Origin of the sequence: Paraburkholderia bannensis (assembly GCF_014200455.1) — a bacterium.
Lineage (GTDB): Bacteria > Pseudomonadota > Gammaproteobacteria > Burkholderiales > Burkholderiaceae > Paraburkholderia > Paraburkholderia bannensis_A.
Map to the genome: position 1 here is coordinate 156,945 of NZ_JACHBW010000010.1, position 13,795 is coordinate 170,739.

Annotated in this window: 14 protein-coding genes and 1 tRNA gene; 10 read left to right on the forward strand and 5 right to left on the reverse strand. The window is 65.0% G+C overall.

Features of this window, described 5'->3' with window-relative positions:
• Positions 1 to 7: 7 nt before the first annotated feature.
• The 3 genes from F4827_RS18110 to F4827_RS18120 all read right to left on the reverse strand — a co-directional run bounded on the left by F4827_RS18110 (position 8) and on the right by F4827_RS18120 (position 4,828).
• Positions 8 to 1,999, reverse strand: a complete 1,992-nt coding sequence (locus F4827_RS18110; protein WP_183725569.1) for a DNA topoisomerase IV subunit B — start codon at positions 1,997 to 1,999, stop codon at positions 8 to 10.
• A gap of 401 nt (positions 2,000 to 2,400) precedes the next feature.
• Positions 2,401 to 4,329: an ATP-binding cassette domain-containing protein gene (locus tag F4827_RS18115; protein WP_183725579.1), complete on the reverse strand. Its 1,929-nt coding sequence runs from the start codon at positions 4,327 to 4,329 to the stop codon at positions 2,401 to 2,403.
• An 85-nt stretch (positions 4,330 to 4,414) separates the two neighbouring features.
• Complete coding sequence (locus F4827_RS18120; protein ID WP_409258813.1) at positions 4,415 to 4,828, reverse strand: DUF4399 domain-containing protein; 414 nt, start codon at positions 4,826 to 4,828, stop codon at positions 4,415 to 4,417.
• Between the two features lie 224 nt (positions 4,829 to 5,052).
• Between F4827_RS18120 and F4827_RS18125 the strand changes: the two genes are divergently transcribed.
• The 10 genes from F4827_RS18125 (at position 5,053) to F4827_RS18165 (ending at position 11,580) form a co-directional block, all read left to right on the forward strand.
• Positions 5,053 to 5,235: a rubredoxin gene (locus F4827_RS18125; RefSeq protein WP_167062713.1), complete on the forward strand. Its 183-nt coding sequence runs from the start codon at positions 5,053 to 5,055 to the stop codon at positions 5,233 to 5,235.
• A 191-nt stretch (positions 5,236 to 5,426) separates the two neighbouring features.
• A tRNA-Arg gene (locus F4827_RS18130) sits at positions 5,427 to 5,501 on the forward strand.
• Between the two features lie 197 nt (positions 5,502 to 5,698).
• The gene (locus F4827_RS18135) at positions 5,699 to 5,986 is read left to right on the forward strand and encodes a hypothetical protein (RefSeq protein ID WP_183725583.1); all 288 of its coding nucleotides are present in this window, start codon (positions 5,699 to 5,701) and stop codon (positions 5,984 to 5,986) included.
• 107 nt (positions 5,987 to 6,093) lie between these two features.
• Entirely contained in the window at positions 6,094 to 6,228 is a 135-nt protein-coding gene (locus F4827_RS35360; RefSeq protein ID WP_260175277.1) for a hypothetical protein, read from the forward strand.
• A gap of 180 nt (positions 6,229 to 6,408) precedes the next feature.
• Positions 6,409 to 6,672 (forward strand): hypothetical protein, encoded by a 264-nt coding sequence (locus tag F4827_RS18140; RefSeq protein WP_183725585.1) that lies wholly within the window; start codon positions 6,409 to 6,411, stop codon positions 6,670 to 6,672.
• 160 nt (positions 6,673 to 6,832) lie between these two features.
• Positions 6,833 to 8,227, forward strand: coding sequence for a DNA (cytosine-5-)-methyltransferase (gene dcm / locus F4827_RS18145; RefSeq protein ID WP_183725587.1), 1,395 nt, complete (start codon positions 6,833 to 6,835; stop codon positions 8,225 to 8,227).
• Positions 8,228 to 8,233: 6 nt separating this feature from the next.
• Positions 8,234 to 8,701: a very short patch repair endonuclease gene (locus tag F4827_RS18150; protein WP_183725589.1), complete on the forward strand. Its 468-nt coding sequence runs from the start codon at positions 8,234 to 8,236 to the stop codon at positions 8,699 to 8,701.
• A gap of 87 nt (positions 8,702 to 8,788) precedes the next feature.
• Positions 8,789 to 9,292: a YbhB/YbcL family Raf kinase inhibitor-like protein gene (locus F4827_RS18155; RefSeq protein ID WP_183725591.1), complete on the forward strand. Its 504-nt coding sequence runs from the start codon at positions 8,789 to 8,791 to the stop codon at positions 9,290 to 9,292.
• 196 nt (positions 9,293 to 9,488) lie between these two features.
• Positions 9,489 to 10,886, forward strand: a complete 1,398-nt coding sequence (locus tag F4827_RS18160; protein ID WP_260175289.1) for an MFS transporter — start codon at positions 9,489 to 9,491, stop codon at positions 10,884 to 10,886.
• 145 nt (positions 10,887 to 11,031) lie between these two features.
• Positions 11,032 to 11,580 (forward strand): hypothetical protein, encoded by a 549-nt coding sequence (locus tag F4827_RS18165; protein WP_183725595.1) that lies wholly within the window; start codon positions 11,032 to 11,034, stop codon positions 11,578 to 11,580.
• Positions 11,581 to 11,669: 89 nt separating this feature from the next.
• On the opposite strand, the gene otsA is transcribed toward F4827_RS18165, so the two are convergent.
• The gene (gene otsA / locus F4827_RS18170) at positions 11,670 to 13,145 is read right to left on the reverse strand and encodes an alpha,alpha-trehalose-phosphate synthase (UDP-forming) (RefSeq protein ID WP_183725597.1); all 1,476 of its coding nucleotides are present in this window, start codon (positions 13,143 to 13,145) and stop codon (positions 11,670 to 11,672) included.
• A gap of 259 nt (positions 13,146 to 13,404) precedes the next feature.
• Positions 13,405 to 13,695, reverse strand: coding sequence for a hypothetical protein (locus tag F4827_RS35365; protein WP_260175278.1), 291 nt, complete (start codon positions 13,693 to 13,695; stop codon positions 13,405 to 13,407).
• Positions 13,696 to 13,795: the final 100 nt, after the last annotated feature.

The window sequence follows — 13,795 nt, forward strand, 5'->3', positions numbered from 1 at the left end:
GCGCGGATCAGATATCCGCTTCGACTTCGTTGCCCTTCTCTTCGAGCCACGAACGGCGCGAAGCCGCTTCGCCCTTGCCCATCAGCATCGTCATGCGCGCCACGGTGGCCTCGTAATCGAGGTCGCCGAGCAGGATGGGCGACAGGCGGCGCGTGTCCGGGTTCATGGTGGTGTCCCACAGCTGCTCGGCGCTCATTTCGCCCAGCCCCTTGAAGCGGCTGATCGACCATTGCGTTTCACGCACGCCGTCCTTGCGCAGCTTGTCGAGAATCGCTTCGAGCTCGCCTTCGTCGAGCGCGTAGAGCTTCTGCGCCGGCTTCTTGCCGCGCGCCGGGGCATCCACACGGAACAGCGGCGGACGCGCCACGTACACGTGGCCGCGCTCGATCAGCTGCGGGAAATGCTTGAAGAACAGCGTGAGCAGCAATACCTGGATGTGCGAACCGTCGACGTCTGCGTCCGAGAGAATGCAGATCTTGCCGTAGCGCAGATTCGAGAGATCGACGGTATCGTCCGGGCTGTGCGGATCGACGCCGATCGCCACCGAAATATCGTGCACTTCGTTGTTCGCAAAGAGGCGATCGCGCTCGGTTTCCCAGGTGTTGAGCACCTTGCCGCGCAGCGGCAGGATGGCCTGGTATTCCTTGTCGCGGCCCATCTTCGCGGAACCGCCCGCCGAATCGCCCTCGACGAGGAACAGTTCGTTGCGCGCGATATCGGTCGCTTCGCAGTCGGTCAGCTTGCCCGGCAGCACGGCCACGCCCGAGCTCTTGCGCTTCTCGACCTTCTGGCCCGCGCGCGTGCGCGCCTGCGCCTGCTTGATGACGAGATCGGCCAGCTTCTTGCCGTGCTCGACGTGCTGGTTGAGCCACAGTTCGAGCGCCGGACGCGAGAACGACGACACCAGCTTGACGGCGTCGCGGCTGTTCAGGCGCTCCTTGATCTGCCCCTGGAACTGGGGATCGAGCACCTTGGCCGAGAGCACGAACGACACGCGCGCGAACACGTCTTCGGGCAGCAGCTTCACGCCCTTGGGCTGCAGATTGTGCAGCTCGATAAAGCTCTTGACCGCCTGAAACAAGCCGTCGCGCAGGCCGCTTTCGTGCGTGCCGCCGGCGGGCGTGGGGATCAGGTTGACGTAGGACTCGCGCGTGAGCGAGCCTTCCTCGCTCCATGCCACCACCCAGGACGCGCCCTCGCCTTCGGCGAAAGTGTCGTCGTTGCTGCGGCCGTCGGCGAAACGCTCGCCTTCGAACAGCGGAATCAGCAGATCGGCGCCGCCCATGCCTTCGAGCAGATAGCCGCGCAGGCCGTCGTCGTACTTCCAGCTCTGGCGCTCGCCGGTCTTCTCGATCACCAGCGTGACTTCGACGCCCGGCAGCAGCACGGCCTTCGAGCGCAGCAGACGCTGCAACTCGCCGAGCGGCAGATTCGGTGAATCGAAATATTTCGGATCGGCCCACGCGGTCACGCGCGTGCCGCTCTTTTTCTCGTCGCGCGCCGCGTTGCGCGTGGTCAGCGGTCGGGTGACGTCGCCGTGCGAGAAGCCGAGTTCGGCAACCTTGCCGTCGCGCCAGACGGTCACATCCAGACGCGTGGACAGCGCATTCGTGACCGACACGCCCACGCCGTGCAAGCCGCCCGAGAACGTGTACGCACCGCCAGCGGCCTTGTCGAACTTGCCGCCCGCGTGCAGGCGCGTGAAGACGATCTCGACGACCGGCACCTTTTCTTCGGGGTGCAGGCCGAACGGGATGCCGCGACCGTCGTCCTCGACGGAGACGGAATGGTCCGCGTGCAGCGTGACGGTGATGCGCTTGCCGTAGCCGCCGAGCGCTTCATCCGAAGCGTTGTCGATGACTTCCTGGATGATGTGCAGCGGATTCTCGGTGCGCGTGTACATGCCCGGCCGTTGCCGGACGGGCTCGAGGCCCTTGAGCACCTTGATCGACGCTTCGCTATATCCAGCGTTTGCAGCGTTTGACTTCTTCGTTGACATGGTGATCCGCAGGGAGTTGTCCGCGCGCTTGTCCACAGAGCCTGTGGACATCTGCGGGGAAAACGCGTTGAGTGTTCAAAAAAACCGTGACGAAACAATGGCGTGAACAGACTGCTCGCCTGGCGCGCAGGCGCGGCGCGCCAGGCCGGTCCGCCGTATTCGCGAGGTATTGTACTGATTTGGGACCGCGCGGCAATTTGCTTGAGGGTCGGCCGTTCGGCCAGCGGGCGCCCGCAAGGGCGACTCGCGTGGAATGGGCCGCTTGCGGCCGGGGCTTGGGGGCGGCGGGTCTAAGGGAGATTTTGCGCGGTTTGCTGGACTGTTCGTTGCGTGGTTTGCGATGACCATCCCTGAACGCTGCCATAAAAAAGCGGCCCGCAGGCCGCTTCCTTCTCACTCCATCACTTGCGCTTCGCTTCCAGTTCTTCCCAGCGCTCCAGCGCCACGAGCAATTCCTCGTCGATTGCCGCGTAACGTTCCGTCAGCCGCGTCGCTTCCTTGCCGTCCTTCGCGAAGATCGAACCGTCTTCGATTTGCGCGCCGATGGTCTTCTGCTCTGTTTCCAGCGCCTCGATCTTCTTCGGCAGCTCGTCCAGCTCGCGCTGCTCCTTGAACGACAGCTTCACGCTGCGCTGCGCGTTGCGGCCCGCCGAACTGTCCTTGGGCGCTGCGGCAGCCGGGGCGGCGTCCTTCGGCGCACGCGCTTCGGCGATTTCCTGCGAGCGCGCGCTCTGGGTCTGCCAGTCGGTGAAGCCGCCGACATATTCGCGCCACTTACCTTCGCCCTCCGACGCGATCACCGACGTCACCACGTTGTCGAGGAACGCGCGATCGTGCGAGACCAGCAGCACGGTGCCGTCGTAATCGGCGAGCAGCTCTTCGAGCAGTTCGAGCGTGGGGATGTCGAGGTCGTTGGTGGGCTCGTCGAGCACCAGCACGTTGGCGGGCCGCGCGAACAGGCGCGCGAGCAGCAGACGGTTGCGCTCGCCGCCCGACAGCGATTTCACGGGCGAACGCGCGCGCTCCGGCGCGAACAGGAAGTCGCCCAGATAGCTCATCACGTGCTTTTTCGCGCCGTTGATCTCCACCCAGTCGCTGCCCGGGCTAATCGTATCGGCGAGCGTTTTTTCGAGGTCGAGCTGCGCGCGCATCTGGTCGAAGTACGCCACCTGCAGGTTCGTGCCCACGCGCACCGTGCCTTCATCGGGCTTGAGTTCGCCGAGAATCAGCTTGAGCAGCGTGGTCTTGCCCGCGCCGTTCGGGCCGACAAAGCCGATCTTGTCGCCGCGCATCACCGTGCCCGTGAAGCGGTCGACGATGCGGCGGCCGCCATACTGCTTCACCACGTCCGTGAGTTCCGCGACGATCTTGCCCGACTTTTCGCCCTGCGCGACGTCGAGCTTGACGTTGCCCTGCACGTTGCGGCGCTCGGCGCGGTCGTTGCGCATCTGCACGAGGCGCGCGATGCGCCCTACGCTGCGCGTGCGGCGCGCTTCCACGCCCTTGCGGATCCACACTTCTTCCTGCGCAAGCAGCTTGTCGAACTTCTCGTTTTCGACGCGCTCGACTTCGAGCTGTAGCGCCTTGCGCTCCTGATACTGCGAGAAGTTGCCCGGATACGAGAGCAGCTTGCCGCGATCGAGTTCGACGATGCGCGTGGCCACGCGGTCGAGGAACGCGCGATCGTGGGTGATGAACAGCAGGCTCGAACGCTGCGAGACCAGCAGCTCTTCGAGCCAGCGAATGCCGTCGAAGTCCAGGTGGTTGGTCGGTTCGTCGAGCAGCAGCACGTCGGGCTGGAGCACCAGCGCGCGCGCCAGCGCCACGCGCTTTTGCATGCCGCCCGAAAGCGCGCCCACGCGGGCCTCGCCTTCCAGGCCGATCTGCGCGAGCGTGGTGGCGACACGCGTGCGCCAGTTCCAGCCGTCGTGCATGTCGAGCGACGATTGCAGCGAATTCATGCGGGCCATCAGCGCGTCGTGTTCCGCGCCTTCGGGCGTTTCCGCGAGTCGATGCGCGACCGCGTCGTATTCGTCGAGCAGCGCGCGCACCTGCGCGAGGCCCGAGGCGACGGTGTCGAACACCGAGGCGTCGGTATCGAAATCCGGCTCCTGCGGCACGTAGACGGTCGTGAGGTTCTGCTGGCGCGTGACGAGGCCGTCGTCGGGACGGGCGAGCTCGGCGACGATCTTGAGCAGCGAGGATTTACCCGCGCCGTTACGGCCGATCAGCCCGACGCGCTCGCCGGCTTCGAGCGAAAAGTCCGCGTGATCGAGCAGCGCGACGTGGCCGAACGCGAGTTGCGCGCCGGTGATGGTGTAAAGCGACATGGATGGAAACCGTGGCCTGCGTTGGAGAGCAAGCGCATATTGTACCGGGGCGCGGCGTGCGCCCCGGCGGCGGACTTCGCGCGGCTTACTTCACATGCACCGTGATCGTCTTGCTCCACTCGGGGCCGTAGGACTGGTGTGCGCCGTTGGCGAACTGCGCGGTGAGCGTGTGATCGCCGGGCGGCAGCGTGATATCGGCTTCGGTCTGGCCTTTGCCGTAGTGAATCGATTTGTCGCTGACCGGCACCACCGTGCCTTGCGGCAGCGGCTGCCCGTCGATCAGCAGATGATGGTGGCCCGTATTGGGCGTGACAGTGCCCGCGGGCGCGACCGTCATGCCGTCGATGCCGAACTTGATATGCACCGGGTTGCTCACGGTCGCACCGTCCGCCGGCTCGATGAAATAGACGCCCTCGGCATGCGCGACGCTACTTGCGAAGCCGTTTGCCAAAAGACACGCCGCGAAGGTCATGCCGGCCAGCCAGGATTTTTTCATGATTGATCGCTCCTTGGGTGAACTCCACTCGCGGCCAAGCATACACCGCAGCGATGACGCGACGCTGCGATGCCGCGCGCCTGCCGCAGCATTGCAAACGTCAAGCTGAAGGTGCGCCTGCCGTTTTCCGGTAACATCGCGGCTCGCCCTCGCCCCGGCTAAACGGGGCCATATAAAAGGGTTTCTCCGCGGCCGCGCGCCGCGTACTGCATTGAGAAAGGTGTGTTGTGAGCGAAGTCATCGAGTACAAGAGCTGGGTCTGCCTGATTTGCGGCTGGATCTATAACGAAGAAGAAGGATTGCCCGACGAAGGCATCGCGGCGGGCACGCGCTTCGCGGATATCCCGGACGACTGGCGTTGCCCGCTGTGCGACGTGGGCAAGCCGGAGTTCGCCGTCGTCGAGTTCTGAAGTTAGGCAGCCCCCTGAATACCCTCAGGGCGACGTTTTCCAGCCGCATTGGCTTTGCTATACTCTTGCGCCTGCGCAGGCAACGTCCTCGCGCGGACTCCGCGCCATGACGGGTGACTTGGGAAACATGGCGGTTGGGCGGAGTCGGGGCTTCCGATGCCCTTGAGCGGTTACTGAGCGGTTACTGAGCGCTCCCTGTAGTTCAATGGATAGAACAAGTGCCTCCTAAGCGCTAGATGCAGGTTCGATTCCTGCCAGGGGGACCAGATCGATGTCGCGCAATTGGCGCGGCCGATCGCGCCGCCAGTCTCTTTCGCCCGCTCCGCCGTCGCCCACGTTCAGTCTGCTCTCACCCAGAGCCATCCCGGTTCCCGTTTTCCATTTTCCAGTGCTGCGCGGCACGCGGTTCGCTTGAGCTTGAAGCCACGCGCGCCGCAGCGCGCTCTTTCGAGGCAGATCCATTATGGACATCAACAAGCAAGTCGCCGCTCTCACCCACTCCGAACTGCAGACCGCCGGCGCGAGCCAGGCCACCGCGATCGCCGTGAGCGTGCTGCTGCGCCATTTCAGCTCGCCGGAACTGATCAAGCTGCTGTCGTCGACATTCGAAAACCATCAGGCCGTGATGCTGCAATCGCCGTGGCCCGAGCAAATGCTGCAATCGTTCGAAGCGACCCGCCGCTTCTTCGAAGGCGCCGTGCAAGGACCGGCACCCACGTCCGCCGAACCTGACCCGGCCGCCGACGAGTAAGCAACCCGGCGGATCGCGGAGGTCCGCGGCAGCGCTTGAAGGTTGCGTCCGCGAGCGCACCAAGGTTTGTCAATTGTTAACCTTCACGCGCTCGCGCCTCGCCTACGATGGTCTCCAGCACACCGGCGCAAAGCCGCAGACCATCGGAGTCCTCCGCCATGACCTCGCCCTACATTTTCGCCCTGATCGCCGCGCTGACCGCCGTGGTCTATTCGTCGCTGACGATGCTGTTGCTTGGCTGAACCGGCAGGCGCTAATTTGCGCCAGATCACAGCGTCGAATCGTCCGCGTTGACAGACCAAACGGGACAAAAGGGCACGATACCAGGGTAAACGTGGAGTATGATTCGATTAAAGTTAGGGTCGGAGCTGTCGTAATCTCCTTACATGGACACGCTCCGTCCCCTCCCGCCCGGCTACCTGATGTCGAATCTGATCGATCAGGACATTGCCCACATCCGTCGCGTCATGCCGCTCTCCCTCACGGGCGACCTCGGCGGACCGATCCTCTCCGCGAATTACTGGCGCGCACGCCTGCACCGGCTGCTCGACACTGGCCATATCAATAAAGGCCAGCTTGCCGACATCGACAGCCTGCTGGTGCAGATCGACTTGCACGAGCTGAACGCCGCCTCGATGACCGCGACGCTTGCAAAACAGGCTGCGGGTCAGATCGCGAACCAATAGTTTCGCGTCGTTCCCTTCAAGATCTGCCTTCCCCGGTCCGCCCTCCGCGAGCCGGGGCGCAGGCGTTTGCGTACCCTGGCGCACAAACACGCACAATCACACACAATCACGCACGATCGCGCCCGTAATTCCTGGCGCACTGGGTCAGGCATCGGTCATAATGTCCGCCAAAATACCCAGAGAGGACTTCGTGCACCCGGCCAATCCGCGAGACCTGCTTGCGCAGGCACGTCAGCGATTCACGCAGCAGCAGATCGCCACCCACGTCGGCAAGGACGTCAAGACCGTGCGTCGTTGGGAAAAGGGCGAAACGGCGTGCCCCGCCATGCTCGACGCCGCGCTGCGCGAGTTGCTGCGCAGCACCGAGCCCGCTTTCGCCAAGCCCGCCGCGCCTGCTGCGCCCGCACGCTTTCGCTTCGTCGACCTGTTCGCGGGCATCGGCGGCATCCGCATGGGCTTCGAGGCCCACGGCGGCGACTGCGTGATGACGAGCGAGTGGAACCCGTTCTCGAAAAAGACCTATCTGGAGAATTACGGCCCGAAGGATGGCGAAGGCCATGCCTACGTGGGCGATATCGTCGAGTTTCCCGCCGCCGAAGTGCCCGATCACGACGTGCTGCTCGCAGGCTTCCCGTGCCAACCGTTCTCGATTGCGGGCGTGTCCAAGAAGAACGCGCTCGGCCGTCCGCACGGTTTCGAGTGCACGACGCAAGGCACGCTGTTTTTCGACGTCGCGCGCATCATCGCCGAAAAGCGCCCCGCCGCCTTCCTGCTGGAGAACGTCAAGAACCTGCTCTCGCACGATCACGGCCGCACCTTCGAGGTGATCCTGCAAGTGCTGCGCGACGAGCTGGGCTACGACGTGCATTACCGCGTGATCGACGGCCGTCATTTCACGCCGCAGCATCGCGAGCGCATCATCATCGTCGGCTTTCGGGAGCCGACGCCGTTCAGTTGGGACGCGCTCAGTCTGCCCGAAGAAGGCCCGCGTCTCGCCTCGGTCCTGCATCGCACCGACGGCAGCGAGCCGTTGTTGCCGTGGGACGGCGAGCGCTTCTTCGATCACAGCGCGCGCCGCGTGCAGCCGAAGTACACGCTCACGCCCAGGCTCTGGGCCTATCTGCAGCAATACGCCGAAAAGCACCGCGCGGCGGGTAATGGCTTCGGCTACGGCCTGGCGTTTCCGCATAGCGTCACGCGCACGCTGTCGGCGCGGTATCACAAGGACGGCAGCGAAATCCTCGTGCATCAGGGCGAAGGGCTGCGTCCGCGCCGCCTCACGCCGCGCGAGTGCGCGCGCTTGATGGGCCTGCCCGACACCTTCCGCATTCCCGTGAGCGATACCCAGGCGTACCGTCAGTTCGGCAACAGCGTGGTGATGCCGGTGATGCGCGAAGTCGCGCGCACGATGATGCCGCACCTCGACGCCGCACTGGCCCGCGAGGCCGCGCCCGCCAAGGCGAAAACGAAAGCGGCTGCACGGCGCCGCGCCCGCGCGAGCACCGGCAGGAAGTCGAAAGACCAAGCGAAAGACCAAGCGGCGCTGGCCGCCTGACACCTCATGGTCGACGTCGTCGACAGCGCGACCCGCAGCCGGATGATGTCCGGCATCCGCGGGCGCAACACCAGGCCCGAAGTCCTGATCCGCAGCCTGCTGCATCGGCGCGGCTTTCGCTTCCGGCTCGACGTGCGCGAACTGCCGGGACGCCCCGATATCGTGTTGCCGCGCTATCGCGCCGTGGTCTTCGTGCACGGCTGCTTCTGGCACGGCCACCGTTGCGCGCTCTTCAAATGGCCAGCCACACGGCCCGAGTTCTGGCGCGCCAAGATCGGCCGCAACCGCACCCACGACGCCAAAGCAATCGCCGCCCTCGCCGCGCAGGGCTGGCGCGTCGCCGTGATCTGGGAATGCGCGCTGCGCGGTGCTTCGCAGGACCCGCAAGCGGTGGTCGAGCGGCTCGCGGCGTGGCTGCGCGACGACAGCCAGAGCTGGTTCGAAGCGCGCGCCGCGCAACAGGATGCGCCCTGAAGCGTCGCGGAGCCTGCCACTGAGCACGGCGCATCGCGGTGCTAAACTCGATTGGATAAGCAGAACTCATGAGAAAGGAGGCAAGCGATGGCTGATTTCCGACTCTGGTCCGACGAATTTCCGGGTAACGGCTTCATGCCGAAAGCGCAGGAATTCGACGATCGCGCTTTCGGCGTCGAAGGCGACAATCTCTCTCCGGCGCTGCAATGGGACGCGCCGCCCGCCGACACGCAAAGCTTCGCCCTCACCGTCTACGATCCGGACGCGCCCACCGGTAGCGGTTTCTGGCATTGGGTGGTCGTGAATATCGCGCCCGACGCGCGCGCGCTCGCCCGCAACGCAGGCAAGGCCGATGGCAGCCTGTTGCCACCGGGCGCCGTGCAGGTGCGCAACGATTACGGCACGGTGGGCTTCGGCGGCGCGGCGCCGCCGCGCGGGGACAAGCCGCATCGCTATATCTTCCGCCTCCACGCGCTCAAGGCGCCGCAACTGCCGGTGACGCCCGATACCACCAACGCGGTCGCGCGCTTCATGACGCATCTGAACGAGCTGGATTCGACCACGTATGTCGGGCTTTATGAGCTCAAGTAAGCATTCACACAAGTACCCACACAAGCACCGAAATGAGCACGAATCAGGCTTGAAGCCGCCAGCGCGGCGCATCGTGCGCCGCGCGCCACCACCACGCTCTGCACTCCTTGAATCGACTTGAAGACAGCGCGCGAGGAGATGCGCGACGTCCCGCTCATCAATGCCCACACCTACGCACTACCCACCGCCCGCAACCATGCGCGCCGCGCCTGCTGGCGATCCGCACGACCCCGAAAGCGGTCTGCCCTTCCCGCAGCGCTATCACGCGATCCTCGTCGTCGCGCTCGGCATCACGCTCGCGGTGCTCGACGGCGCCATCGCCAACGTCGCGCTGCCGACCATCGCGCATCATCTGCACGCGAGCGCCGCGAACTCGATCTGGATCGTCAACGCGTACCAGCTTTCGGTGACGATCGCGCTTTTGCCGCTGTCCTCGCTGGGCGACCGCATCGGCTACCGGCGCGTCTATCTGTGGGGGCTGGCGCTCTTCACGGTGGCGTCGCTGGGCTGCGCGCTCGCGACTTCGCTGCCAGCGCTGGCCATCGCGCGCATGGTGCAAGGCTTCGGCGGCGCGGGCGTCATGAGCGTGAACACCGCGCTCGTGCGCATGATTTATCCGCGTGCGAAGCTCGGGCGCGGCGTCGCCATCAACGCGATGGTGGTGGCCATCGCCTCGGCGATCGGGCCGACGCTCGCCTCGGGCGTGCTGTCGATTGCGGCGTGGCCGTGGCTCTTCGCGATCAATGTGCCGATCGGCATCGCCGCCTTCACGCTCGGCCTGCGCGCGCTGCCGCTCAACGCGCGTCATCCGGCGCCCTACGACTATCTGAGCGCGCTCTTCAACGCACTGGTGTTCGGACTGCTGATCTTCGCCGTCGATGGTCTGGGCCACGGCGAGAACTATGGTTTGATCGGCCTCGAATTCGCCGGCGCGGTCGTGATCGGCTGGTTCTTCGTGCGCCGCCAGCTCAATCAGCCCGCGCCGCTGTTGCCCGTCGATCTGCTCGCCAATCCGCTCTTCGCGCTTTCGATCAGCACGTCGGTCTGTTCGTTCTGCGCGCAGATGCTGGCGTTCGTCGCGCTGCCCTTCATGCTGCAGGATGCCTACGGTTTCTCGCAGGTGCAAACCGGCCTGCTGATGACGCCCTGGCCGCTCGTCATCATCGTCGCCGCGCCGGTTTCGGGCGTGCTGTCCGACCGCTATCCCGCCGGCATTCTGGGGGGCGTCGGACTCGCGCTGTTCGCGCTCGGGCTGTTGTCGCTGGCGACGCTGCACGGGCATCCCACCGAGGTGGAAATCGCCTGGCGCATGGCGCTGTGCGGCGTGGGCTTCGGCATCTTTCAGTCGCCGAACAACCGGCAGATTCTGTCGTCCGCGCCGCGCGAGCGCAGCGGCGGCGCGAGCGGCATGCTCGGCACCGCGCGGCTGACGGGGCAAACGCTGGGCGCGGCGCTGGTCGCGCTGATCTTCGGCGTTGCGCCGCAACACGGTCCGACGCTTGCGCTATTCGTGGCTACGGCATTCGCGGCGGCTGCGGCGGTTGTCAGCATGATGCGGCTGGTGCCTAGCCGCGCGGCGCAGGCAAGCCGCTGAAGCCTGTCAGTCGATTCTTCAACGGTGATGCGGGCCGCCTCGTTTTTACGGCCCGCACGCACTACCATGAATCTACGGCGCATCGCGCGCCGTAGTCCTGTTCTTCTGGCGAGTCAACCTTCCTGATGCATCAAGGGGGATTCCCATGTCTCTGATCATCGCTGGCCGGTTCACCACCTTCCCCGTCGCTGAATCCGTCGCCGAGAAGCTGTTCTCGCGCGGTTTCGTCGAGGAAGACGTCAACCTCTTTTTCGTCAATCCGCGCGGGCAACATGCGCGCCATACGCCTCACCCCATTCCGATCGCCGCCGCACCGCCCCATCGCATGCGTAATCTCACCGCGGGCGCGGTGGCGGGTGCGGTGGTCGGCGTGGCGTTGTTTGGCGCGCTGCTGTCCGCCTCCTTGCCCTCGGTGCTGATCGCCGCGGGCGTGGGCGCATGGATCGGCGCACGTATCGGCCGCGGCTGGCAACGCCCTGCCAGGCACGAGGCGCGCGTGCTTCACGAAATGCGTCAGTCGGGCGTGCTGCTCACCGTGCATGTCAGCCCCGACAATCAGGCGCTGGCTGCCGAGGTGCTGCGCGAGTGCGGCGCGCAAGACGTCGAACGCGCCACAGGCCAATGGCACGCCGGTCACTGGGCCGATTTTGATCCGACCGAAGCGCCGCATCCCTACGCCGCTGCGGCACACTGAGGCCGACGCGGCCGACGCGCAGCACGGCGCAATAAAAACGGCGGCCCGAAGGCCGCCGTGGGGTTACGCGTGTGCCATGCAAGCGCGCGCTAGCTGGCCTTGCTGGTCGTGCTTGCCGCCTTGCTTGCGGCGGTGTCGACCTGCGCCTTTGCCGCTGGCGCGGCGCTACGCGCTTTTTCGGTTACAGATGCAGCGGTCGCCACGCTACGCAGATCGGCGAGGAATGTATCGCGCCACACCGAGAGATTGTTCTCGCGCAGGGCCGCCATCATGTCCTCGTAGCGCGACTGACGCTCCGCGTGCGGCATCGACAACGCCCGCTCCAGCGCCTCGGCGGTCTGGTTCAGATCGTAAGGATTCACAACCAGTGCACCAGGCATCTGCTCAGCCGCGCCCGCGAACTGCGAGAGCACCAGCACGCCCGGATCTTCCGGATTCTGCGACGCGACGTATTCCTTCGCCACCAGATTCATGCCGTCGCGCAGCGGCGCAACGTAACCCACGTGAGCCTGACGGAACAGCGCCATCAGCAGGTTGCGCTCGTATTTCCGGTTCAGATAGTGGATCGGCGTCCAGTCGAGCTGCGCGAAGCGCCCGTTGATACGCCCGGCCTCGCCTTCGAGGTTGCGGCGAATCGTCTGGTAGGTCTGCACGTCGGAGCGCGTTGGCGGCGCGATCTGCAGCAGCGAGACGCGGCCATGCCAGCCCGGGCCGTTCTGCAGCATGCGCTCGAAGGCCTGGAAGCGCTCGGCGAGTCCCTTCGAATAATCGAGGCGGTCCACGCTCATGATCAGCTTGCGGCCGCGCATCGCATCGCGCAGGCTGCGCACCGGCTTGCGGTCGGTGAACTGCGTGGCGGCTTTGGCAATCGCTTCGGGATAGATGCCGATCGGGTACGCCCCCACTTTGAGGAAGCGGTCCCACGCGTGCACCATGCCGTCGTCGCTCGACGTGCCGTGACCGCCGCGCTCCACATAGTCGAGGAAAGCCTGGCGATCGGCATCGGTCTGGAAGCCCACCACATCGTAGTGGCACATGAACTTCATCAACTCTTCGTGCGGCGGCACCGAGCGCATGACTTCAGGTACCGGCAGCGGAATGTGCAGGAAGAAGCCGATGGGGTTTTTCACGCCGAGGTCGCGCAGGCAACGTGCGAACGGAATCAGGTGATAGTCGTGAACCCAGATGATGTCGTCGGGCTGGATCAACGGCTTGAGCTGGCGCGCCAGCGTGACGTTCACGCGCAGGTAGCCGTTGTATTCCTGACGCTCATAGCGTGCCAGGTCGTTGCGGTAGTGGAACGTCGGCCAGAGCGTCGTATTCGAGAAGCCCTTGTAGTACTGGTCATAGTCACGCCGGGTCAGACCTACCGTCGCGTATGTGACGCTGCCCTGTTGTTCGATGACCGGCTCGGTGGGTTCGGCAACGGTCTCGCCGCTCCATCCAAACCAAACGCCACCGGTTTCCTTGAGCGCATCCAGTACGCCGACCGCGAGGCCGCCAGCGGCGGGACGCCCTTCCTGGGTCGGTGCAACGCGATTCGATACCACGATCAGTCTGCCCATTGCGGCTAAACCTCCTGTTTCGTTGGGTCCGTAGACGGTGCAATGCAAGATCACGCAAGATGCATGCCTCATCCTGGTGAATCGCGTCGTGATCGCGACCTTATTGCGTTTTTGCGCGGATTCTTGGCACGAATTTTTGAGCACCGACGACGGTGCTTTTGAACGAAGCGAAGCGCCGCGAAACCGGCTGGAGCCGGTTCAATCGCGTTGCAGCGAAAGCGATCTTCGAGGTCCGGCGCGCGCGACGACGGCGATGAAATCAGGCGTCCTGCTCGGAGCCGAGATCGCGTTGATAGTCGATTCCTTCCGCCCGCGCGCCGCCCTGGTTGTGCTCGCCATCGGGCGGCACGCCGGGCGCGGGGCGATTCTGGCTGGCGGGATCGGGCGTGTGAGCCGGCGGGAGATCGCCGGAACCGGCAGCAGTATTGGCAGCACTATCGGCAGCACCGCTGCGACCGAAATCGGCCAAGTTGCCGGCCTTCTGATCGGCGTCGCGCGGGCCACGTTTGCCCGAGTGACGTGCGGACCGGCGCAAAGCGGGATGTCTCATGTCGATGTCTCCTGCGTACTGGCCGTCACACGGCGGTGGCATTTTTATAGTCTAGGAATCGCCGCGTGAAATTGCCGGTAAATATGGCCGGGCGTTTGTA